Genomic DNA, 22,614 nt, shown 5'->3' on the forward strand with positions numbered 1-22,614 from the left:
GAGTCCGGTGCGCAGCGAGGGATGACCATGGTCAAGGTGCAAGTCTCCACGGATGAGTTGGTCGCCGGAAGATACCGACTGCTGGAGGTCGTCCACCACGAGGAAGGGCGTGACGGCTGGCACGGTCAGGACGTCGAGTCCGAGCGGCCGGTCACGGTGACCCGCTCCCGGCTCCCGGCCCATCTCCGTGAGGAGGCGGAGCTGCGCACCGCGGTCCGGATCACCCGGGAGTCCGAGGCTCTCGGGCTGGTCTGCCCCGGGCGGGTGTCCGTCGTCGTCGACGTCGTCGAGGACCACGATTTCCTGTGGACGGTCACCGCACGGCCGGAGGGCGTTCCGCTGAGCGCGCTCCTCGGACACGGCCCGGTGGACTATGTCCGCGCGGCCCAAATCGGGCTCGGCGTCCTCGACATCCTGGGCGCGGCCCATCAGGAAGGGATCACACACGGCGACCTCAGCCCGGGCCAGGTGTGGGTGTCGGAGCGGGGCGGGGTCACGGTGGCCGGCTTCGGGCTGATGGGGGCCAGCGCGTCCCCGCGCGTCACGGCACCGTCGTACGCCTCCCCCGAACAGGCCCGTGGCGAGGGCGGTGGACCGGCTACGGACCTGTGGGCGCTGGGCGCGATCATGTACGAGATGGTCGAGGGCCGGCCGGCCATCCGGGACCGGGGAGGGCTCGAAGCGACGTTCCGCGCCGTGCAACGGCTGCCCATCCGGGCCCCGTTGAGCGCCGGGCCGCTCAGTCCGGCCATTCAGGGGCTCCTGCGCAGGGATCCCGTGGAGCGGGTGCCCGAGTCGGTCGTGCGGGAGGCGCTCGCGCGCATTCTCAAGGCGGAACTCGACGAGGACTCGATGCCCACCGAGACCCTGCCGGTATTCCGGGACCTCGACGCCCCGCCGACGGGGCGGGTGTGGGGCAAGGTGCCCCTCAGCCGCCCGGTGCTGCTGGGCGGGGCGCTGGCCGTGACGGTCGTCTGCTTCGCCGGGCTCACCGCGGCCGGCGGGCTGTCCGAGCGCGGCACCTCCGCGTCCGGCCCGGCGCCGTCACCCACGGTTTCCGCCAAACCGTCCCCCACGCCGAGCGCCTCTCTCAGCAGCTCTGTTCCCCAGCAGGCCCCGTCGACGTCCCCCTCCCCTCCTTCCTCCTCGTCCGCTTCCGCCTCACCTTCGCCGTCCCACACCGTCGCCGAGGATCCGCCGGCCGACTTCTTCCGCTACACCGCGCCCCAGGGCTTCTCCGTCGAGCTGCCCAAGGGCTGGACGCCGGTGCGGACCGAGAACTCCGCCGACGGCTCCTACCGGGTCACGCTCGGCGCGGGCGGGGACCCGCGCACGCTGGTCGTCACCTACAGCACCCAGCTCACCTCGGACCCCGTCGCGGTCTGGCGCGAGGTGGACACCTCGCTGCGCGGCGACTCCATCGCGTACGAACGACTGGGTGACATCCGCGCCGTCACCTACCAGGGCTACAAGGGTGCGGACATGGAGTGGCTTTCGACGAACGGCGGAGTCCGTGAGCGCACGTTCGGGCGCGGCTACCTCATCGGTGACCACGAGGGCTTCTCGCTCAGGTGGACGACCCCGGCCGCCGACTGGAACACCGCCGCCAACCAGGCGGCCCTGGCCACCTTCCTGCGGACCTTCAGGGGCGGATCACAGTGAACCCGTGCCGCAGCAGCCGTCCTCACGCATCAGCCGCCCCGCTTCGAGCCAGTCGTCCTCGGTCACGGCGCGCCAGCGCTCCGATGCCGATGCCGAGACCTGCGATGGCGGCTCGACGGCGGCCACCAGGTCCTCCGTCACGTACGGCGTTCCGCCCCTCAGCACCGACACGGTGCGGACGAGGGTGTCGAAGTCCTCGAAGGGATCGCCGTCCACCACCGTGAGATCGGCGAGTTTCCCCGGCTGTACGGTGCCGAGGTCGCCGTCGAGACCGAAGAGGCGGGCCGGCAGGACGGTCGCGGTGCGCAGCGCCCCGGCCGGGGACAGTCCGCCGCGGTGCAGGGCGCGCAGGCCCAGGTGGAGGGAGAGCCCGACCGGTACGAGGGGCTGGTCCGTGCCGAGCGCGACGAGACCTCCCGCGGCCAGCACCCGCCGGTAGACGTCCGTCTCGGTGCGCAGGGTGACCAGTTGGGCCGCGGTGGGCGGCACACCCGCGGATTGCCGCACGGCGGCGGAGTCCCACGGGGGCATGACGACGGTGACGCGTGGGTCGTCGGCGAGCCCCGGATCGGCGCCGAGCAGCGGGGCGGAGGTGAACGGCGTGGCGACGAGGGCGAAGTTGACGCCCTGCCCGGTGTAGATCTCCACGACGTCCTCGTACGCCCGCCCGGTCGCGGTCAGGGCGTGTCCGAACTCACCGCGCTGAGTGGCCAGCAGATGGGTCGTCAGATCCTGTCCGCTCTGGACGCCGGGTGACAGGAGATGGCTCCCCGAGCGCACCCCGAGCCGTTCGTGCGCGAACCGCGCGGCCTCTTCCATCACCCAACTGGGCGCTCTTACATAGGTCTTGACGAAGTCCCAGTCGAGGGCGGCACCCCGCTCCAGCGACCTGCGCAGACCGTCCTTCGTGCGGTGGGCGCGCCCCATGCTGTAGGCGACCCGCGAGCCGTCGAGCAGTTCGCCGGTCGTCAGCAGCCGGGGTCCGGCGAGCTGGCCGACGGCCACCGCCTCGCGGATGCGGGCCTGCTCGTAGGAGAATCCGCCCAGGGAGACGGCCGTGGTGATCCCGTACGTCAGTTGTCCGACGGTCTGGCGACCTCCGTAGGTGCTCTGCCAGGGGTGGGTGTGGGTGTCCCACAGCCCGGGGATCACGGTCCGGTTCGAGGCGTCGATCCTGTTGAGGGCGCCACGGCCGCGGGCCCGGTGCGGCGCGACTTCGGCGACGCGTCCGCCGCGTACGACGATGTCCACGTCGTCCCTGACCGACTCGCCGGTACCGTCCCACAGGCGCCCGGCGTGCACCACCGTGTCGGCGGGGGCGGTCCTGTGCTGGTCGAGCGGGACCCGGACGGTGTGGCTCTCGCCCCCGTCGATGCCGATGAGCCGCAGACGGCCCGAAGAGAGGTACAGGAGGGTCTTCGAGTCGCCGGACCAGGAGGGGTGGTCGGCGGGTTCGGTGGCGAGGGTGCGCGGGGCACCGGTCGGGGCGCCGTCGGGGGCGACGGGCAGCAGGCACAGCGCGGACTCGACGACGACCGCCATCCAGCGTCCGTCGGGCGACCAGACGGGTCCGGAGTCGTAGCGGTCGGCGATGCAGACGTGGGGCGCGACGGCGTGGAGGTGGTCGGTGCGTGTGGTGGTGTCGACGATCCGGATGACGTTGTAGCCCTCGCGGAAGCGGAGGTTCAGGCGGTTACGGTCGCACAGCGCGACGTATCTGCCGTCGGGTGACCAACTGGGGCGGCCGGGCAGCCCGCCACCGCCGAGCGGCGTCACCAGGACGCGTTCCTCACCGCTGCCCAGATCGCGCAGGACGAGCCTTCCGGTCATGTCGAGACAGGCGAGCCGCTTCCCGTCGGGCGAGAGCGCGGGATGGACCCGCCCGCCCGTGGCGAGCGCGGTCTCCTCGCCGGTGGCGAGATCGCGCCGGTACACGCCGAGCAGTCCGTCGCGGTCGTCGGCGTACAGGAGGGATCGTCCGTCGCGCGCCCACACCGGTGCGAGCAGATAGCGGGTGGGCCCGGACTTCCGCAGTCGCTCGGGCGGGCGCCCGCCCGACGTTCCGGCCAGCCAGAGCGAGTTGAGGGCGGCGAAGGCGATCCGCCGTCCGTCGGGAGACAGCGCGGGCAGGTGGATGCCCCGCACCGGGCGCACCCGAGCCTCGCCGAGGTCGTACTCCTTGAACCGGTACCGCGGCCGGTCCACCGGCAGTTCGCCCTGGAAGGGGATCGGCTCGGTCCGCGACGGCTTCTCCGGTCGTACGAGGGTGAAGCGGCCGTCCACGGTGAGGAGCAGTTCCCCCGCCGCGGTCCAGCGTGGCGGCACGGGTGCGAGATCTCCGGCGAGCGCGACGGGCGTGCCGTCGACGACGAGGGTGCAGGAGGCGTTCGGGGCAGCGGTGACGCGCAGGTACGCGAGGCGGCAGCCGTCGGGAGCCAGGGCCGGGGTCATGACCTGCGCGGCCGTGGTCTCCGTGTGCTCGACGACGACCGGGCCCACCGCGCCGGCCGGTACCGCGGCGATGGTGCGGGCTTCGAGGCCGGGCCCCGTGGGCAGAGTGACGGCCTTCGCGCGGACGAAGAGGACGCGCTTGCCGTCCGGAGACCAGGTGGGGTCGAAGTCCTCCCAGGGGCCGTCCTGAAGTGGGCCGTCCTGACCGGTGAGCCCGGTGACGCGGGTCAGTTCGCCGCTTGCCACGTCCAGGACGTGGATGCGGTACGGGCTGCCCTCGACCGGGTCGCCACGGCGCTCGGAGGCGAAGGCGATCCGGGTGCCGTCCGGGGACCAGGCCGGGGCGCGGTCGTCCCAGGGGCCGTCGGTGCGCTGCCGTACGTCCGAGCCGTCGGGGCGCATGGTCCACAGGTGGTAGCCGCCGCCCTGGTACGCGCAGAACGCGATGAGCTTGCCGTCCGGGGAGTGCGTGGGCCGGTTGGGTTCGAGGCCGGCCGGGGTGAGGGGCACGGCACGGCCGCCGGTGCGCGGGAGCGACCACAGCACATGCTGGATCTCGACGATCAGCCGGTCACCGGCCGGCGAGAGCGTGGCCGCGCCGTTGGTGGCCGCCGATAACGACAGGGAGAGCGTGGCGCGGCTGCTCGCCGCGGCCGGAGCGGGGACCAGGGCGGTGGAGGAGACGCCCACGACACCCGCGACGCCTGCCGCGGCGAGGAGTTGACGACGGGAGAGACGAGAGAGAGGGGGGAGCGAAGAAGGCGGGGAAAGCGGGGAGGGACGGGAGGTGGGGAGGGCTTCTGGACTCCGGTCGCGTTCCATGACAGAGAACGCTTACTCATCTCAAAGCCCGGGAGCAACAGCGCCATTCACGCCAGACGACCGAGTGGCTGCCGCCCCGGCTGCGCGACCGGATGTCCACCTCCGCCGCCGCGCTGTCGGGAGGCGAGCAGCAGATGCTCGCCATCGCCCGCGCGCTGATCGTCCGGCCGGACGTCCTGATCGTGGACGAACCGGCGCTCGGTCTGGCTCCCGCGCTGGTCGACGAGGTCTACGACCGGCTGGTCCGGCTGGCCCACGACGGACTGACGGTCGTGCTGCTGGAACAACTGCTCAGCCGGGCGATGTCCGTGTGCCACGAGGTCGTCGTGCTGCACGAGGGCGTCGTAGCCGCCCAGGGAAGGCCCGGCGACCCGTCGTTCGCCCTCCTGGCCGAGGCGGCGTATTTCAGCGGGGACCGGGAGACCGCCGCGACCGCCACGTAGCAACTGCCGGAACTTCCGCCGCAACTGTCGGAGCCTGCGCTACGGCTGCCGGAGCTTCCGTTCGCTGTGACCAAACCGAACTCAGGTCGAGAATGAGGTGGAGCCGTGCTCCGGAGAACCAGTAGATTCCGCCGCACCGCCGGGGCCGTCGCCGTCCTGGCCGCCGTGGCGCTCACCGCGGGCGCGTGTGCGGGGCAGGACTCCGCCGAGGCCGGCAGCGGCAAGCAGTCGGCCATCAGGATCGGCGCGTGGATACCGCTCACGGGGGCCGTCGCCGCCTACGGCGTGCCGCCGAAGGCGGGCGCCGACGCCTACTTCAAGATGCTCAACGCCCAGGGCGGGATCAACGGCCGCAAGATCGACTGGACCGTCAAGGACAACGCCTTCGACCCGCAGCAGACCGTGCAGATCGCGCGCCAGTTGATCGGCCAGGACAAGGTCGTGGCCATCGTCAACGCCAACGGGACGGCTCAGGCCGAGGCGGCCTTCCCGTTCGTACTGACGCAGTCGAAGGTGCCGATCGTCGACGAGCAGGGCGGCTCCGAGTCCTGGTACGAGCCGCCGCGCCCCGGGCTCTTCGGTACGCAGACCCTGTACGAGGACCAGGCGGCTGCGGTTGCCGCCTGGGCGGTCCAGGACGGCGCGAAGAAGATCCTCGTCGTCCACAGTGATCCGGCCGCGTTCGTCAACGTGGCCAAGCAGGTGGAGCCCGTCGCGAAGAAGGTGGACCCGTCGGTGGAGGTCGACCGGCTGGCGGTCAAGTTCCAGACCACGGACTACACGCCGGTGGTCAGCAAGGTGAAGGCCGAGAAGCCGGACGCGGTGATCCTGATCCTCACCTCGCCCGAGGCGGCGGCCTACCTCAAGGAGGCCAGGCTCCAGGGGCTGACACAGGCCACGTACGGCTATGCGCCCGTGGCGGCGGAGTCGACGATCGCCCTGGCCAAGGACGCCGCCGAGGGGCTCAAGGCCGTACAGCTGGTCAAGGTCCCTCCGACGCCGAACCCGCCGTGCAGGAGTTCAGGACCCCGATGGCCAAGTACGAGCCCGGCCAGGACGCCGGATTCCTCGCGCTGTGGGGGTGGAGCAACGCCAAGGTGTTCGCGCAGATCGTGAAGACCATCAAGGGACCCGTCACCTCAGCCGCGATCACCGAGGCGTACGAGAAGGCCACCGCGGTGGATCCCGGCGTCTCGCCCGTGATGCGGTTCAGCGCGAACGATCACCTCGGAACCCGGAGCGTGCAGCGCGTGGTCGTGAAGAAGGGGGTCTGGGTCTCCAGCGGCGACTTCTACACACCTCCGGCGCGCGACTGAGTCCCGTACGGGGGGCGGGGGCGCCACCTCGAAGCGGTGCCCGCCCCGTGGCCGAGGCCGGGCCCCGCCGCACAGGCTGAAGAATCAAGCCAGGTCGACGCGCGTCAATGGCCCTTGGCGGCCGGTCTTCGCTGGGAGAGCCACAGGGCGACCGCCTCCGAGATGGGCTGCCCGGTTTCGAGTTCGATGAAGCCGAACTGCCCGCCCTGGTTGCCTTCCAGGAACCACCAGACGCCGTCCTCGTCCTCGGCGAAGTCGAAGGCGGCGTACGCGAGTCCGGTGAACGCGGTGTACTCCTGGACCGAGCGGGAGATGCGGCCGGGCACCGGTGTGGGCTCCCAGCCGTGTCCGGTGTCGCCGAAGCGCCCGTCGACCTGCCCGGCCTCGGCGACCTTCCGTGCGGCGAACAGTTGGTTGCCGATGCAGGTGAGCCGGATGTCGGCCCGCTTGGGGATGTACTGCTGAAGCAGCGCGGGACCGGCCGCGACGCCGGAGAAGTCCGCGTCGGGGCCGATCAGCGTGGTCGGCAGGGCCACCGGGGGTTCGCCGGGCGGCGGCCCCGAGGCGGACTTCACCACCACTTGCCGGTACTCCTCCACGAACTGCTGGGCCACCCGGGGAGCGGTGGTGATCACGGTCGGTGGGACCGCGAAACCACTGCTGTGGGCGACCCGCAGCTGCCAGGGTTTGTGCCGGGCCTGCTCGGCCCGGCGCGGGTGGTTCATCCAGCGGGTGGAGGCGGAGTAGAGCATGCCGAACAGGGCCTGCTTGGTCTCGGCGGTGAGCCACGGCGAGGGCTCCGCCGCGTGCGCCGCGGGTTCACCCGGACGGCGTACCCACACGGAACGCAGACCGGCCATGCTGAGTACATGGCCGTTGACCGAGAGGTAGCCGTCGAAGTCGCCATGCGCGTAGTCCGCGGACAGCACCGCCTTGCCCGGCAGGTCGGCCGGGTCCAGGCGCACCATGGGCACGCCCTGTTCGTGCAGCCTGGCCACGACCATGTCGGCAGTGACGTCCTGCTCCGCCGTGAGAATGAGTACCGTCATGTGAGTGAGGGGCCGTCAGTCGTCGAAGTGCGTCTGGGAACCGGCGGTCGAGGTGGTCGTGCCGGTGGCCATGAGGAGAGCGTGGTCACTGACGGCCGGACGGCCGTCCGGCAGCACGTTCAGTTGCAGGGACACGTCGAAGTGGTACGGGGGTATTGCGGCCGAATGCCCTGTGGGCAAGGCGTAGTTGAGGGTGAACGGTCGCACGAAGGATCCTCCCGCCATCTCACAATGTTCTGCACCCTTCCCTACGTGTCACGCCCGTAAGGAATTCATCACTTTCCGCCACATCGGGGTGAAGGGCATCACATCGCGTCGATTCAGGCTTACTAGTTTCCGTATTGCACGTGTGTGTGCTTGGTTGTCTGCTTGACCCAGGCCGAAAGCTTCGGCCAAGGCTTCATTCTCTGTAATCTAGACGCCGTCTCACCCAGGAGAGTTCCCGGTGACCGTAGTTCTCGATCCGAGTGCCCAATCCGCCCCGATCCAGGGCGTGTTGGACCCCATCTCGTGTGACGCACGCGACTTCGGGGCATATGCGCGAACCGGCGGCTGGACCTTCGCCCTGAAGGTGGCGCGCAGCGTGCGCCCCGGTGGGCAGTCCGCCGACGAGACGCCGAAGGTGTCCGCGAAGGAGTTCGCCGAGCTGGCCGGATGTTCCCCCGAACGGGTGATGCGCTATTACAAGGCCTGGGACAGGGCCGCCGACGACGGTCTCGTCCCGCACTTCGAAGTCCTCGTCCCGGGCCAGGACATCGAGCTGCCGGACGCCGAGGCGTGGCAGACGTACTACGTGTCCCGCTCCAGCGCCTCCTCCGAGCGCGGCAGCGCCATCACCGAGGCCGCCGCGGCCGAGGGCATCCGCCCCACCAAGGCCCTGGAGGTCGCCGAGAACCCCACCGCGCTGCGGGCGGCGATCCTCGCCGACCCCTCCACGGCTCAGGCGGCCCGGGCCGCGCTCCTCGACCGGGTGAAGGAGGACCCGGCGTTGCAGGCCGAGCTGGCCCGTGACATCGCCCGCACCGACGAGCTCAAAAAGGCGGTCGCCACCGAGACCAGGGCGGCCGACCGGATCGGTTATGTCCGCCAGATCGCGGAGAAGGGCCAGATCAGGACACCGGCCGGACAGACCCTCGACGCCCCGGCCGAACTGCGCTCCGAGGCCGAGCGCCACCTCTCCCTCCTCGACGAGCTGGACGAGGGCGAAGACACCGGCGAGTGGGCGACCGAGGCGTACGACACCATGAAGAACCTCGTCGTCGAGACCGTCGAGGCGGACCCCGAACTGCGCGTCCAGGAGCGCCGCACGAAGTTCTACAGCAGCCTGCAGAAGGCCACGAAGGTCTTCGAGGAACTGACCTTCGACGACGCCGACGACATCTACGAGGACGACATGGTGCAGCGCCTGGAGGAGCTCCAGCAGGCGATCGGCTCTTGCATCACGGCACTTCGGAGCGCTGCTCCCCGCCAGTGAGCCGTGCCGGTGGTCTCCCGGGAACAGGCCGTTCCCGGGAGACCACCGGTTTCACCGGGGAAGACCTGCCGGGTCGGTCGCCCACTGGGTGTTGGGCTGTTCGGCGAGCCGGAAGGCGATCCTGCCGCCCTTCGTCGTCAGGCCGGCATCCGTCCAGGAGCGTTGCGTGGGGCGCCCGTTGACGCGTACGGCGTCGATGTAGGGGTGTGCGGCGTCCGCGCCGGGCGCGCCGATGGTGAGATCGGTGTTGCCCGGACGGTCCACGACCGCGCTCGGGAAGAGCGGGGCGCCCAGCAGCATCGAGGCGCTGCCCGGGGTCTGGGGATACAGACCGAGGGCGGAGAAGACGTACCAGGCGGACATGGTGCCCAGGTCGTCGTTCCCGGGCAGCCCCGAAGGACCGGTGCCGTACACGGTGTTGAGGATCTGCCGTACCGTCGCCTGCGTCTTCCAGGGCTGTCCGAGGGCGTTGTACAGCCAGGGTGCGTGGATGCCGGGTTCGTTGGTCGGGTCGTAGCGCAGCGGGTCGCCGCCGCGCACCGACCAGGAGCCGTCCGCCGTGTGGAAGAACCCGTCGAGGCGGGCGACGGCCTGCTCCCCGCCGCCCATCGCGGCCGCCAGACCCTGGACGTCCTGCGGCACCATCCAGGTGTACGTGGCGCTGGTGCCCTGAGCGAAGCCGAGGTCGCTGCCCGGGTTGAACGGGCCCACCCAGGAGCCGTCGAGCCTGCGGGCCTGGATGTAGCCTGCGTCGGCGGTGGCGGCGGGGTTGAAGACATTGCGCCAGTAGGCGCCGCGCTCGGCGAACACGGCGGCCTCCTGGTCACGGCCGAGCAGCTTCGCCCACCGCGCGAGCGCGGAGTCGGCGACGGCGTCCTCCAGGGTCTCGGCGGCACCACCCCAGCAGTGGCAGACGTCCTGCGCGGCGTAGTGCGAGTTCAAGTACTGTGCGAGATTGGGGCGTTGGCCCACGCACTGTCCGGGGCAGCCCGCGTCCGAGAGGCCGTCGGCGTTCGGCACGGTGGCCTGCCGGACGAGCGAGTCGAAGGCGCCTTCGTAGTCGAAGTTGCGGACGCCCATGGCGTAGAAGGTGGCCAGGGTGGCCGCCGAGGGATCGCCGGTCATGACGTGGGTGGCGCCGCTGATGTGCACCCAGCGGTCCCAGACGCCGTTGTTCTGCTGCGCGAAGTTGTAGAGGGACTGGGCGAAGTCGCCCGCGATCCTCGGTTTCAGCAGGGCGAGCAGTTGTATCTGGGCGCGGTACTGGTCCCAGCCCGAGAAGTTGCTGTACTGCGCGCGCTGGCCGCGGGCGAGGCGGTGCACCGCGCCGTCCATGCCGTAGTACCGGCCGTCGGCGTCGCTGATCAGGTCGGGTTGCATCAGCGCGTGGTAGAGCGCGGTGTAGAAGGTGGTGCGCTGGGCGGAGGTGCCGCCCCCGACGCGTACGGTGCTCAGTTCGCGGTCCCAGGCGCGGGCACCCGCGTCGGCCACCTGGGCGACGCTCGCGTGCGACGGGATCTCTCCGCGGAGGTTGGCCTCGGCGCCGCCGAGACTGACGTACGAGATCCCGATGCGCATGTGGACATCGTTGTCAGAGCTGGTGTCGAATCCGACGTATCCGCCGGAACCGCGGCCCGCGCGGGCTGCCCCGGTGGCGTACCCCTCGCCTCCCGAAGCGGCGGTCGAACCCGGCGACAGCGCGCCGTCCTTCCACGTGCCGAAGTCGGAGAAGGCACGGTCGAAGGAGGCGCTGAAGTACAGCTTGTAGTAGCTCTTGCGGTTGTTCGTGCCGCCGTTGGCGCGGCGTCCGCAGAAAGCACCGGTGAGGACCCAGCCGGTCACCTTGCGGTGCGCGGCGTCGATGTCGACGTGCGCGTCCTCACTGCCGTTGAGGGAGTTGGAGACGCGGAAGAGCAGGTTGGCGGGACGGTCGCTCGGGAAACCGAAGTCGGCGACTCCGGCACGCTCACTGACGGCCAGGTCGGCGGTGGCACCCGTCTTGAGACCGAGGGTGTATCGCCCGGGTACGGCCTTCTCCTCGGCGTGCGTGAAGTCGGCGGCGTAGACCGCGTCCTTGGTGTCCGCCGAGGGCGACGACGTCACGTCACCGACGAACGGCATGATCGGTACGTCCCCGGCGGCGCCCGGGTTGCAGCCGGCGCCGTTGACGTGGGTGAGGCTCAGACCCCGGATGCGGGTGGTGTCGTACTGGTAGCCGTTGGCGGCCCCCGTGCTGGTCTGATCGCCTGTGGTGCTGGTCGGGGACCAGGCGATCATCCCGTACGGGAGGGTGGCGCCGGGGTAGGTGTTGCCGCCGTTCGCCGATCCGATCAGCGGGTCCACGGCGGAGACCGGCCGCTGGGGCGGGAGGCCGGCCGCGTCCACCGGGGCGGGAAGGGCGAGGACGACCGCGGTGGTCACGACCGCGGCGGCGGACCTGCTCGCGGTGCGACTGCCGAACCGTCTTGCTGTGCGCAGCCATTGGGGGCGCATACGTGGTGTCACCTTCCGTGGGACGAGGAGGTGCGATGACGGGTCGGACCGGGCTGTCCCCGACGACTGGCCGCCTCGGGCACCGGTCCGGGCGCGAGGATAGAAGGCGGCCGGGAGAGCCGGAAGTGGCGTGTGCGGACTGCTGGTTACGGGGTGGTGAAGGGTGTGGGCGGGACGGGGATGCGGAGCTCGGGCGTGTGGGGCCCGCAGGGGGGTCTCAGTCGTTCGCGTTCGCCATCGCCGTCTCGGCCGCCGCACGGTAGAAGGCCATCTGGTCGACGAGCGGCTGGGGTGCGTGCGGGGCGAAGCAGAGGTCGAGGTTCTGCGCCGATGCGGCCGCCGCGGCCTCGCTGCGCGGGAAGAGTGACTGCTCGTACGTGGTCAGGGCCTTCTCGATGTCGTCCGGGTGGGCGGCGATGGCCGTCGCGAGTTCGGCACCGTCGAGCATGGCGAGGTTGGCGCCCTCGCCGGCGAACGGAGACATCAGGTGCGCGGCGTCTCCGAGCAGGGTGACGCCCAAAACACGGTCCCAGCGGTGCCCGACCGGCAGGGCGTGGACCGGGCGGGCGACGAGCGCCCCGTCCGCGTCGGCGATCAGCGCCCGCAGCCGCTCGTCCCAACCGTCGAAGTGCTCCAGGAGACTCGCCTTGGCCGCTTCGGCGTCTGTGAAGTCGATGGGGCCGGACGTGGCCCAGTCGGCGGGCGTGCGCAGCGCGGCGTAGACGTGCAGCGAGCCGTCGGGGGTGCGGTGGGCGAGAAATCCGTGACCCTCGGCGAGCGCGAACATCATGCCGTTGCCCACGACGGCGGCGCTCTCCGGGTGCCGGATGTCGGCGTCGAGGAGGTGCGCCTCGACGAAGGAGAGGTCGAGGTAGGCAGGGGTGGCGTCCGAGACGAGCGGCCGCACCTTCGACCACGCGCCGTCGGCACCGATCAGCAGATCGGCGGTGATCGTCCGCCCGTCGCCGAACGTCACCTCGTGGCGGCTGTCCTCGAGCGTTCGTACGCCGATGACTTTGGCGCCCCAGCGGACGGTGCCGTCGGGCAGGGAGCCGAGGAGGAGGTCCCGCAGTACTCCCCGGTCCACCTCGGGCCGTGTGCCGCCCTCGCCGTCTTCTGCCATCCGGACGGTGGTCGTCTGGTCGAGGATGCGCATGGCCTCACCGCCGCGGTGGATGACCGCCCGGAACTCGTCGTGGAGACCGGCGGCCCGCAGGGCGGCCTGACCGGAGTCCTCGTGTATGTCCAGCATGCCGCCCTGCGTGCGGGCGGTGGGTGAGGCGTCGAGATCGAAGACGGCGGACTCGATGCCGTTCAGGTGCAGTACGCGGGCGAGGGTGAGGCCGCCGAGACCGGCGCCGACGACGGCGATGGGGTGGTGAGTGGACAAGGTAGTCGCTCCTTCGGAAGGGGTGACGCGGGCCGCTGTCACCCCTCGAAGGTAGCGAACATGTTCGTTGCGAACAAGTACTTTGCGAGCATGTTCGTTCCGTTAGGGCCTGGGTGTTCTGCGTGCGGGAGGGCTGAGCGGGTAGGCGCGGCTGTCGCCCGGAGGGCAGACCGGGAGGGCAGACCGGCCCGCTGGAGAACCGGCGACAGGCAGCCGCATGGGAGGCCAGGCGGCGGGCGCCCCGCCGGGGATCAGATTCGGGCAGCCGGGCCTGAGGCTTTGTGGCCGGCGGCGTCGCGCGGCGGCCTTCGCAGCCGACCGCAGTCCCGCGGTGTCCGGGGGAAAGGCGGTCACTGCTCACTGTTGCCGCCCGCACGCCACCGAGGTGGGCGCGGGCGGCCGAGGGCTACGGACCAGGCTCACGCGGGCCCGATCCGGTGGGAGCCGCGCCCCGGACTCCGCCCACGCAGAGGCCAACAGGACCCAGGGAGAGAGCGCGACCGCCCGACGCCCCTCCGGCCTCCCGGAAAGCCGAGGCCGAGGACGGTACTCCCCCGAGGCCGGCCCGACGAGCCGGGCCACCGACCCGACGAGCCGGGGCCACCGACGGCACCCGTCGCGCTGCCGGCCCCCGGAGGGGTGCTACCAGCGGCCCTCCACCTGCTCCTTGATCCGTCGGTCGTAGAGTTCCTCGATCGCGTCCAGCGTCTCCGCCGACAGCGCCGACAGCTTCGCGGCGGTCGCGTTGGCGTGGGCCTGTTCGGGCGAGCGGGCGCCCGGGATCACCGTGGTCACTCCGGGCTGCTGGATGATCCAGCGCAGCGCCAGCTGCGCCGGGGTGACGCCCTCAGGGGCGAGCGCGGAGAACTCGGCCGCAGCCTCCACGCCGGTCACGAAGTCGACGCCGGAGAAGGTCTCGCCCTGGTCGAAGGACTCCCCGTGACGGTTGTACGTCCGGTGGTCGTCCGCCGCGAACACCGTGTCCTTCGTGTACTTGCCCGAGAGCAGTCCGGAGGCCAGCGGAACGCGGGCGATGATCGCGACGCCCGCCTCCCGCGCCGCCGGCAGGACCTGCCGCAGGGGCTTCATGCGGAACGGGTTCAGGATGATCTGCACGCTCGCCACGTTCGGCCGGGCGATCGCGGTCAGCGCCTCGTCACAGGTCTCGACACTCACCCCGTACGCGGCGATCCGCTCCTCCTCGACCAGCGTGTCCAGCGCGTCGAACACCTCGTCCGACGAGTAGACGGGGGTCGGCGGGCAGTGCAGCTGCACCAGGTCGATGCGGTCGACGCCGAGGTTGCGCCGGGAACGGTCGTTCCACGCGCGGAAGTTGTCGAGGACGTAGTTCTGCGGAATCTGCTCGACCCGGCGGCCCATCTTGGTCGCCACCATCACGTGCAGGTCGGGGCGGGCACTGAGGAAGGACGCGATCGCCTGCTCACTGCGCCCGTCGCCGTACACGTCCGCGGTGTCGAAGAACGTCACCCCCGACTCCGCCGCCGTCTCCAGCACCGCCTCGGCGTCCGCAGCGCTCACGTCGCCCCAGTCGGCGCCGAGCTGCCACGTACCGAGACCGATGACCGATGCCTTCTGGCCTGACCTGCCGAATTCACGCTCGTCCATGCCGTCAGTCTGACATCTCCACCCGCTCGCGCAGGACGCCCGCCCCGCTCACGCCCGCCCGCGCCCCCCAGGCGGATGCAACAGCGCGTCATTCACTCGCACGGGTGAAGCCTTTTGACGGACAGGTGATGCGTGTCAACCGTCACCTACCGTGAACCAGGTGACCGACCATTTAGAAAGTGAAGGACGCACCCCCTGGACCCGTCGGGGGTTCCTGCTGAGCGCGGCCTCGCTCACCGCGCTGCTGCCACTCGCGCTGCCGGACCGTGCCGCCGCGGCGGAGGAGCTTCCCGGTTTCCCCGAGGGCGTCGACGTCTACCGCTCGGCGTACCGCAACTGGGTCGGCGAGATCACCGCCACGGGGCTGTGGGCCTGCGCTCCGACCGACCAGGACCAGGTGGTCGCCGTGGTCAACTGGGCCTGGAAGCAGGGCTGGTCGGTGCGCGCCCGGGGCAGTTCCCACGGCTGGTCGCCGCTGACGATCGCCTCGGGGACCGAGGCGGGCGCTCCCGTGCTGCTCGTCGACACCGCCCGGCATCTCACCGGTCTGTCCCTGGAGTCCACCGCCCCCGCCGTCGTACGAGCCGGTGCCGGCGTCACGCTGGAAGCTCTGCTCGGGCATCTGGAGGACCATGGCCTCGGCCTCACGGCGACGCCCGCGCCCGGCGACCTGACGCTCGGCGGCGCCCTGGCCATCGACGCCCACGGCACGGCCGTTGCGGCCCACGGCGAGAGCAGACTGCCCGGGCACACCTACGGCTCGCTCAGCAATCTCGTCCTGTCCCTCACGGCGGTGGTGTGGGACGCGGGCAGTGACGCCTACGTTCTGCGGACGTACGGGAGGGACGACCCCGACGGTGCGGCGCTCCTCGCGCATCTCGGCCGCGCCCTGGTCACCGAGGTGACGTTGCGCGTGGGCGCGAACACCCATCTGCGCTGCGTCAGCCGTACCGACATCCCCGCCGCCGAACTCTTCGCGGCGCCGGGCGGCCCCAAGGGCGGACGCACCTTCGCGAGCTTCCTGGACGAGTCGGGGCGTGCGGAGGCGATCTGGTTCGCGTTCACCGAGCACCCCTGGCTGAAGGTCTGGAGTGTCGCCCCCACCCGGCCGCCGGCCTCGCGCCGCGTGGGGTCGCCGTACAACTACCCCTTCTCGGACAACATCCCCACCGTCGTCGCCGATCTCGCCGGGCGCATGATGGCCGACGCGGCCTGGTATCTGGCCCCGCTCCTGGGCAGCGCGCAGTTCACCGCGGCGGCCGTGGGACTGACCGCCACCCTGTCGGCGGACATCTGGGGACCGTCGAAGAACACGCTGCTCTACATCAGGCCCACCACACTGCGGGTGACCGCCAACGGGTACGCGGTGCTCACCTCGCGTGCCGAGGTGCAGCGCGTCGTCGCCGAGTTCACGGCCTTCTTCCGCGAGCGGCTCGCCGCCTACGCCGCCCGGGGCCGCTACCCCGTCAACGGTCAGGTGGAAATCCGGGTGACCGGCCTCGACCACCCGTCCGACGCCGACTCGGCGGGCGCCCGCGCGCCACTGCTGTCCGCGCTGCGACCCCGCGCCGACCACCCCGAATGGGACACGGCCGTCTGGCTGGACGTGCTGACACTGCCCGGGACGCCCGACGCGGAGGCGTTCTTCCGGGAGTTGGAGCGCTTCCTGCTCACGACGTACGACGGCGAGTACGCGCTCACCCGCGTCGAGTGGTCAAAGGGCTGGGGCTATACGGACGAGGCCGCCTGGTCCGACGAGGAGGTGCTGGGCACCACGGTGCCCGCCTCCTTCCGGGACGGTGCGGGCCCGGGCTGGGACGAGGCGGCCGCCGTCCTGGACAGGCTCGATCCTCACCGGCTGTTCGGCACTGCCGTCCTCGACCGGCTCTTCCCCTGATGTCCGGTCCTCCGAAGCGCGGTGGTCTCACTCCGCGGCAGCGGTCAGTTGCTCCTGTTCGGGCGTGCGCGTCTCGCGGAACAGCAGGCGCGCCGGAACCGTGAGGAGCCACCAGTACTTGGCGGCCGTCGGCGAGGCGAGCGACACCGGAATCGAGGAGGCGAAGACGAGGACGGTCAGGAGGCCCCTCAGAACCGACTGCCTGATCTGGGCGGGGGGCACGGTCGGCTTGGCAAGGGTCGGACTGGCCCACAGGCGGGCGGACATGGCTGTGAGCAGCCCGACGGCGAGGACGATCGTCGCCGCGTAGACCGAGGTGGCCACGGCGGTGCCGCCGTACTCGCTGATGAGGCGCGTGGGGAACGGAAGCGCGGCCACGACGGCGAGCAGAGCGAGATAGAGGCGCAGCAGCCAGTTGTCGAGCGCGGCGATCTGCCGGAAGAGCGCGTGCTGGCCCAGCCACAGGGCGCCGATGACGGCGAAGCTCAGCAGATACGCCCCGAACTTGGGCAGGGCGTCCCTCAGCGCGGCTGCGACCTCGCCGTCGGCCAGTCCCTCGGGAACGGTGATGTCGAGCGCGAGCAGCGTGATGGCGATCGCGATCACCGCGTCGCCGAAGGTGACGAGTCGATCGGGATCCATCATGGCGTCGCGGCGGGGAAGGCGCGGGACACGGTTGGTCATCAGGAGGGCACCAGGGGTGTGAGGAACGCCTGTTGGCGTGTACGGGGACGACGAGCGGTCAGAGTACAGGCGCCCACCTCAAAGCCCTCCGCATCGCAACCTGTTGGGCCTCCCACGGATGGTCGATGCGTTCAACTCCTTGTGAACCCAGGTCAATTCAATGCCCGCTTTGCTTCATCTCTTGACGAGCTTGGTTCAGACCTTTAGGTTCACCGATCACTACAGCTCCATGAATGCACTCAACATTCACGGACATGAACGCCCCCCACTGTCAGCCTCCCCGAAGGGCTGTGACCCTCTGATGGCAAGACAATCCCTCGCGCGCTCCACCGCGCTGCGCGCCACTCTGACCACGGCGGTGTTCGCTCTCTCCGCCGGCGCCCTGAGCGTCTCCCCCGCCTCCGCCGCCACCGGGACCATCACCGGACTCGCGGGCAAGTGCCTCGACGTGGCCGGCGCGAACTCCGCGAACGGCACGGCCGTTCAGCTCTACGACTGCAACGGCACCGCCGCCCAGCAGTGGACCGTCGGCTCCGACGGGACCGTACGGGCCCTCGGCAAGTGTCTTGACGTCACCGGCAACTCGACCGCGGACGGGGCCAAGCTCCAGCTGTGGGACTGTTCGGGCGGCGCCAACCAGAAGTGGACGGTCTCCGCCGCCCGTGACCTCGTCAATCCGCAGGCGAACAAGTGTGCCGACGTCACCGGCAACACCTCGGCCAACGGCACGCCGATCCAGATCTGGACCTGCACCGGCGCCGCCAACCAGAAGTGGACCGCGCCCGCCGCCGACGGCGGAGGAACGCCCCCCTCCGCGCCGATGGCCGTCGCCCCCTACCTCTACAACGGCTGGGGCAACCCGCCGAGCCCCACCACCGTCATGAACGCCACCGGCGTCAAGTGGTTCACGCTGGCCTTCGTCCTCAGCAACGGCTACTGCAATCCGCAGTGGGACGGCGGCCGCGGGCTGACCGGCGGCGTCGACCAGCAGACCATCAACACCGTGCGCTCGGCCGGCGGCGACGTCGTCCCCTCCTTCGGCGGCTACAGCGGCAACAAGCTGGAGAGCTCCTGCTCCAGCGCCGGGGAACTGGCCGGCGCGTACCAGAAGGTCATCAACGCGTACGGGCTCAAGGCGATCGACATCGACATCGAGGCCGACGCCTACAGCAACACGACGGTCCAGCAGCGCACCGTGGACGCGCTCAAGACCGTCAAGGCCAACAACCCGGGCATCAAGGTGTACGTCACGATCGGCACCGGTCAGAGCGGCCCCGACACCGGCCTGATCAACCGGGCCGCGGCGTCCGGACTGACCGTGGACGCCTGGACGATCATGCCGTTCGACTTCGGCGGCGCGGGCCAGAACATGGGCACGCTCACCCAGCGGGCCGCGGAGGGTCTCAAGACCGCGCTGAAGAACGCGTACAACTACAGCGACGACCAGGCGTACCGGGACATGGGCATCTCCTCCATGAACGGCATCACCGACAACAACGAGACCGTCACCACAGCCGACTTCCAGACCATCCTCGGCTACGCGCAGCAGCACCACCTCGCGCGGCTGACGTTCTGGTCGGCCAACCGTGACCGTCCCTGCCCGGGCACCTACCCGAACGACGACACCTGCTCGGGTGTGGCCCAGAACGCCTGGCAGTTCACCAGCATCTTCGCCAAGTACACCGGCTGACGGACGCGCTTCCCCCTTCCACGCCCCATCACCACAGGAGAAATCCGTGTCCAGCTCCGTGCCCAGATCCGTACTCAGAGGGAAGCGACTGTCCGGTCGCCACCGGATACCGCGAGTGCTGACCGTGGTCGCCCTCGTGGCGACCACCGTGTCCGGCATCGAGTTCGCCTCGCAGGACTCGGCGAGCGCGGCGGCCGCCGCCCTACCCACCGGCTACACCACCGTGGTCAACAAGGGCAGCGGCAAGTGCGTCGACGCCCGCTCGGCCGCGAGTGCCGACGGCACCGCCGTCCAGCAGTACGCGTGCAACGGCAGCACTGCCCAGAACTGGCAGTTGGTGGCCACCAGCGGCGGCTACTACCGGGTGAACAGCAACTTGGACGCCACAAAGGCGTGGGACGTCACCGACGTCTCCACCGCGGACTCCGCGCCGGTCCAGCTGTGGACGTACTCCAGCGGCAACAACCAGCAGTGGCTGCCCGTCGCCGAGTCCGACGGCGCCTACCACTTCGTCAACCGCAACAGCGGGAAGTGCCTGGACGTCCCCAGCGCCTCCACCGCGGACAGCGTGCAGCTCGCGCAGTACGCCTGCAACGGCACCGCCGCGCAGTCCTTCACTCTGGGCGGCGGCACGACGAACCCGCCGGGCACTCCGGACTTCGGTCCCAACGTGACGGTGTTCGACCCGTCGATGTCGGCGGCCGGCATCCAGTCCAAGCTGGACTCGGTCTTCTCCCAGCAGGAGACCAACCAGTTCGGCTCGGCCCGCCAGGCCCTGCTGTTCAAGCCCGGCACCTACAGCGCGAACGCCAACGTGGGCTTCTACACGCAGGTCGCCGGCCTGGGCTTCTCGCCGGACGATGTGACCATCAACGGCGCCGTGCACGCGGAGGCCGACTGGTTCCAGGGCAACGCCACCCAGAACTTCTGGCGCGATGCCGAGAACCTGTCGGTCAACCCGACCGGTGGCACGGACCGTTGGGCCGTCTCGCAGGCCGCTCCGTACCGGCGCATGCATGTGCGCGGCAACCTCGCGCTGGACGACGGCGGTTGGTCCAGCGGCGGTTTCATCTCCGACACCAAGGTCGACGGGCAGATCCAGTCCGGCACCCAGCAGCAGTTCCTCACCCGCAACTCGCAGATGGGCAGTTGGTCCGGCTCCAACTGGAACATGGTCTTCGTCGGCGACCAGGGCGCGCCCGCCCAGTCCTTCCCGACGTACACCAACGTCGCCAGCTCACCGACGATCCGCGAGAAGCCGTTCCTGTACGTCGACAGCGCGGGCGCCTATCAGGTGTTCGTGCCCGGGCTGCAGTCCAACGCCGTCGGCACCACGTGGAGCGGGAAGACCCCGGCGGGCAAGTCCCTGCCGATCGACCAGTTCTACATCGTCAAGCCCGGCGCCACCGCGGCCGACATGAACACGGCCCTCGCGGCGGGCAAGAACCTGCTGGTCACTCCGGGCGTCTACCACCTCAACCAGACGATCGACATCACGCGCCCCGACACGGTGGTGCTGGGCATGGGCCTGGCCACGTTCGTGCCGGACGGCGGGATCACCGCCGTCACCACCGCCGACGTGGACGGCATCCAACTGGCGGGCCTGCTGATCGACGCGGGCACCACCAACTCCCCCACGCTGATGCAGATCGGCCCGGCCGGTTCGTCCGCCACCCACGCTTCCGACCCGACGCAGCTGTCCGACGTCTTCATCCGGATCGGCGGCGCCACCGTCGGCAAGGCGACCAACTCGCTGGTGATCAACAGCGCCAACACGATCATCGACCACACCTGGATCTGGCGGGCCGACCACGGCAACTCCGGCACGGTCGGCTGGACGACCAACACGGCGGACAACGGCCTGACCGTCAACGGCAACAACGTGACCGCGTACGGCCTGTTCGTCGAGCACTACCAGAAGACCCAGGTCACCTGGAACGGAAACGGCGGCAGAACGTACTTCTTCCAGAACGAGATGCCCTACGACCCGCCGAACCAGGCCTCCTGGATGAACGGCACCGGAAAGGGCTATCCCGCCTACAAGGTCGCCTCCTCCGTGACCACCCACGAAGCGTGGGGATTGGGCAGCTACTGCTACTTCAGCGCCAACTCGAGCGTGGTCGCCGATCATGCCTTCGAGGTGCCGAGCGTGTCCGGGGTCAAGTTCCACGACATGGTGACCGTCTCGCTGGGCGGTGTCGGCACGATCAGCCACATCATCAACAGCACCGGAGGACCGTCCAACTCCAGCACCAACGTCGCCTACCTCACCAACTACCCGTAAACCGCACGGAAAGGATCGATCAGCGGATGCACACCATCAGATCCGGTTCCGCGCGCACCACCCTGCGGATCCTCCTGCTCCTGGCGGCGCTGCTCGGCCTCGCCGCACCGCCCGCCGCCCACGCGAGCACCGCGGCGACCCCGTTCAAGGTGCTCGCGCTCTACAGCGGCACCTACGACGCGGCGCACATCGACTTCGACAAGGAGGCCAACGTCTGGTTTCCGCAGCAGGCCGCGGCGAACGGCTTCACCTACACGGCCAGCACCAACTGGGACCTGCTCGCCAACGGCGGGGTCAATGCCTACCAAGTCGTGCTGTTCCTCGACGACTTGCCGCAGACATCCGCCCAACGATCCGGTTTCGAGGCGTACATGCGGGGCGGTGGCGCCTGGATGGGCTTCCACGTCTCCGCCTTCACGACGAATGCGGCGAGCTGGTCCTGGTACCACAACCAGTTCCTCGGCTCCGGAAACTTCCAGTCGAACACCTGGGGTCCGACCTCGGTGACCCTGAAGGTCGAGGACCGTACGCAGCCGGCCACCAAGAATCTGCCGGCCACGTTCACCTCGTCGGTCAGTGAGTGGTACAGCTGGTCCAACGATCTGCGGCAGAACCCGAACATCAAGATCCTGGCCTCGATCGACCCCAGCAGCTTCCCGGTCGGAACGGATCCCAACCAGTCCTGGTACAGCGGCTATTACCCGATCCTGTGGACCAACACGCAGTACAGGATGCTGTACGCGAACTTCGGTCACAACGCGATGAACTACACGACCAACACGCGTCTGTCGTCGACGTTCGCGAGCGCCACACAGAATCAGTTCCTGCTGGACGGTCTGAAGTGGCTGGGAGGAGCCGACACCGGCACGCCCCCGGCTGACTCCCCCTCCGAGACCGCCTGGTACTCACTGACGAATGCCGGCAACGGCACCTGCGTGGACGCCCGTTCGGCCGCCACGGCGAACGGGACCGTGATCCAGCAGTACGCCTGCAACGGCACCCAGGCCCAGCAGTTCCAGTTCCGCTCGACCGACAGCGGGTACCGGCAGGCCGCCATCCGTGTCAATCCACAGCAGGTCATCGACGTGACCGGTGTCTCGACGGCCGACAACGCACCGCTCCAGTTGTGGAGTTACTCGGGCGGACAGAACCAGCAGTGGCTGCCGGTGAAGGAGAGCACCGGGCGCTACCACTTCACGGCTCGCCACAGCGGCAAGTGCCTGACCGCGGCGAGCGCCTCGACGAACAGCGTCCAGCTCACCCAGCGCACCTGCGACGGCTCCGCGGCCCAGAGCTTCACGCTCACCGCGCAGTCCTGACAGCGACAGACCGG

General features: G+C 70.1%; 16 protein-coding genes. 9 read left to right on the forward strand and 7 right to left on the reverse strand.

Features of this window, described 5'->3' with window-relative positions:
* Positions 1-27: 27 nt before the first annotated feature.
* Positions 28-1,662 (forward strand): serine/threonine protein kinase, encoded by a 1,635-nt coding sequence (locus ACFVWD_RS34120; RefSeq protein ID WP_389601744.1) that lies wholly within the window; start codon positions 28-30, stop codon positions 1,660-1,662.
* Here ACFVWD_RS34120 and ACFVWD_RS34125 read toward each other — a convergent pair.
* Positions 1,654-4,935 (reverse strand): amidohydrolase family protein, encoded by a 3,282-nt coding sequence (locus ACFVWD_RS34125; protein WP_389601746.1) that lies wholly within the window; start codon positions 4,933-4,935, stop codon positions 1,654-1,656. The genes ACFVWD_RS34120 and ACFVWD_RS34125 overlap by 9 nt on opposite strands.
* A 92-nt stretch (positions 4,936-5,027) precedes the next feature.
* On the opposite strand from ACFVWD_RS34125, the gene ACFVWD_RS34130 reads away from it, so the two are divergent.
* The 3 genes from ACFVWD_RS34130 (at position 5,028) to ACFVWD_RS34140 (ending at position 6,694) form a co-directional block, all read left to right on the forward strand.
* Complete coding sequence (locus tag ACFVWD_RS34130; RefSeq protein WP_389601748.1) at positions 5,028-5,378, forward strand: ATP-binding cassette domain-containing protein; 351 nt, start codon at positions 5,028-5,030, stop codon at positions 5,376-5,378.
* A gap of 105 nt (positions 5,379-5,483) precedes the next feature.
* Positions 5,484-6,494, forward strand: coding sequence for an ABC transporter substrate-binding protein (locus tag ACFVWD_RS34135; protein ID WP_389601750.1), 1,011 nt, complete (start codon positions 5,484-5,486; stop codon positions 6,492-6,494).
* Positions 6,491-6,694 (forward strand): hypothetical protein, encoded by a 204-nt coding sequence (locus ACFVWD_RS34140; protein ID WP_389601752.1) that lies wholly within the window; start codon positions 6,491-6,493, stop codon positions 6,692-6,694. Before ACFVWD_RS34135 ends, ACFVWD_RS34140 begins: the two co-directional genes overlap by 4 nt.
* 104 nt (positions 6,695-6,798) lie before the next feature.
* Here the strand turns inward: ACFVWD_RS34140 and tgmB are convergent, their stop codons facing one another.
* Together tgmB and tgmA are read right to left on the reverse strand one after the other, a co-directional pair.
* Entirely contained in the window at positions 6,799-7,743 is a 945-nt protein-coding gene (gene tgmB / locus ACFVWD_RS34145; RefSeq protein ID WP_389601754.1) for an ATP-grasp ribosomal peptide maturase, read from the reverse strand.
* Between the two features lie 15 nt (positions 7,744-7,758).
* A complete protein-coding gene (gene tgmA / locus ACFVWD_RS34150) occupies positions 7,759-7,950 on the reverse strand; it encodes a putative ATP-grasp-modified RiPP (protein WP_060896220.1) in 192 nt (63 codons plus the stop codon).
* 238 nt (positions 7,951-8,188) lie between these two features.
* Between tgmA and ACFVWD_RS34155 the strand changes: the two genes are divergently transcribed.
* Entirely contained in the window at positions 8,189-9,217 is a 1,029-nt protein-coding gene (locus ACFVWD_RS34155; RefSeq protein ID WP_389601756.1) for a hypothetical protein, read from the forward strand.
* Positions 9,218-9,268: 51 nt separating this feature from the next.
* Here the strand turns inward: ACFVWD_RS34155 and ACFVWD_RS34160 are convergent, their stop codons facing one another.
* The 3 genes from ACFVWD_RS34160 to ACFVWD_RS34170 form a co-directional block, all read right to left on the reverse strand.
* Positions 9,269-11,710, reverse strand: coding sequence for a GH92 family glycosyl hydrolase (locus ACFVWD_RS34160; protein ID WP_389601758.1), 2,442 nt, complete (start codon positions 11,708-11,710; stop codon positions 9,269-9,271).
* Positions 11,711-11,927: 217 nt separating this feature from the next.
* Positions 11,928-13,100 (reverse strand): FAD-dependent oxidoreductase, encoded by a 1,173-nt coding sequence (locus tag ACFVWD_RS34165; RefSeq protein ID WP_389601760.1) that lies wholly within the window; start codon positions 13,098-13,100, stop codon positions 11,928-11,930.
* Between the two features lie 642 nt (positions 13,101-13,742).
* The gene (locus tag ACFVWD_RS34170) at positions 13,743-14,726 is read right to left on the reverse strand and encodes an aldo/keto reductase (RefSeq protein ID WP_389601762.1); all 984 of its coding nucleotides are present in this window, start codon (positions 14,724-14,726) and stop codon (positions 13,743-13,745) included.
* Positions 14,727-14,886: 160 nt separating this feature from the next.
* On the opposite strand from ACFVWD_RS34170, the gene ACFVWD_RS34175 reads away from it, so the two are divergent.
* The gene (locus ACFVWD_RS34175) at positions 14,887-16,623 is read left to right on the forward strand and encodes a cholesterol oxidase substrate-binding domain-containing protein (protein ID WP_389601763.1); all 1,737 of its coding nucleotides are present in this window, start codon (positions 14,887-14,889) and stop codon (positions 16,621-16,623) included.
* Positions 16,624-16,650: 27 nt separating this feature from the next.
* Here ACFVWD_RS34175 and ACFVWD_RS34180 read toward each other — a convergent pair whose 3' ends face one another.
* Complete coding sequence (locus tag ACFVWD_RS34180) at positions 16,651-17,307, reverse strand: TMEM175 family protein (protein ID WP_389601764.1); 657 nt, start codon at positions 17,305-17,307, stop codon at positions 16,651-16,653.
* Between the two features lie 301 nt (positions 17,308-17,608).
* On the opposite strand from ACFVWD_RS34180, the gene ACFVWD_RS34185 reads away from it, so the two are divergent.
* The 3 genes from ACFVWD_RS34185 to ACFVWD_RS34195 all read left to right on the forward strand — a co-directional run bounded on the left by ACFVWD_RS34185 (position 17,609) and on the right by ACFVWD_RS34195 (position 22,600).
* Positions 17,609-18,997 (forward strand): ricin-type beta-trefoil lectin domain protein, encoded by a 1,389-nt coding sequence (locus ACFVWD_RS34185; RefSeq protein ID WP_389601766.1) that lies wholly within the window; start codon positions 17,609-17,611, stop codon positions 18,995-18,997.
* A 136-nt stretch (positions 18,998-19,133) separates the two neighbouring features.
* Complete coding sequence (locus ACFVWD_RS34190; protein ID WP_389601791.1) at positions 19,134-21,281, forward strand: RICIN domain-containing protein; 2,148 nt, start codon at positions 19,134-19,136, stop codon at positions 21,279-21,281.
* 26 nt (positions 21,282-21,307) lie between these two features.
* Complete coding sequence (locus ACFVWD_RS34195) at positions 21,308-22,600, forward strand: RICIN domain-containing protein (RefSeq protein WP_389601768.1); 1,293 nt, start codon at positions 21,308-21,310, stop codon at positions 22,598-22,600.
* Positions 22,601-22,614: the final 14 nt, after the last annotated feature.

This window comes from Streptomyces sp. NPDC058086, assembly GCF_042885015.1.
GTDB lineage: Bacteria > Actinomycetota > Actinomycetes > Streptomycetales > Streptomycetaceae > Streptomyces.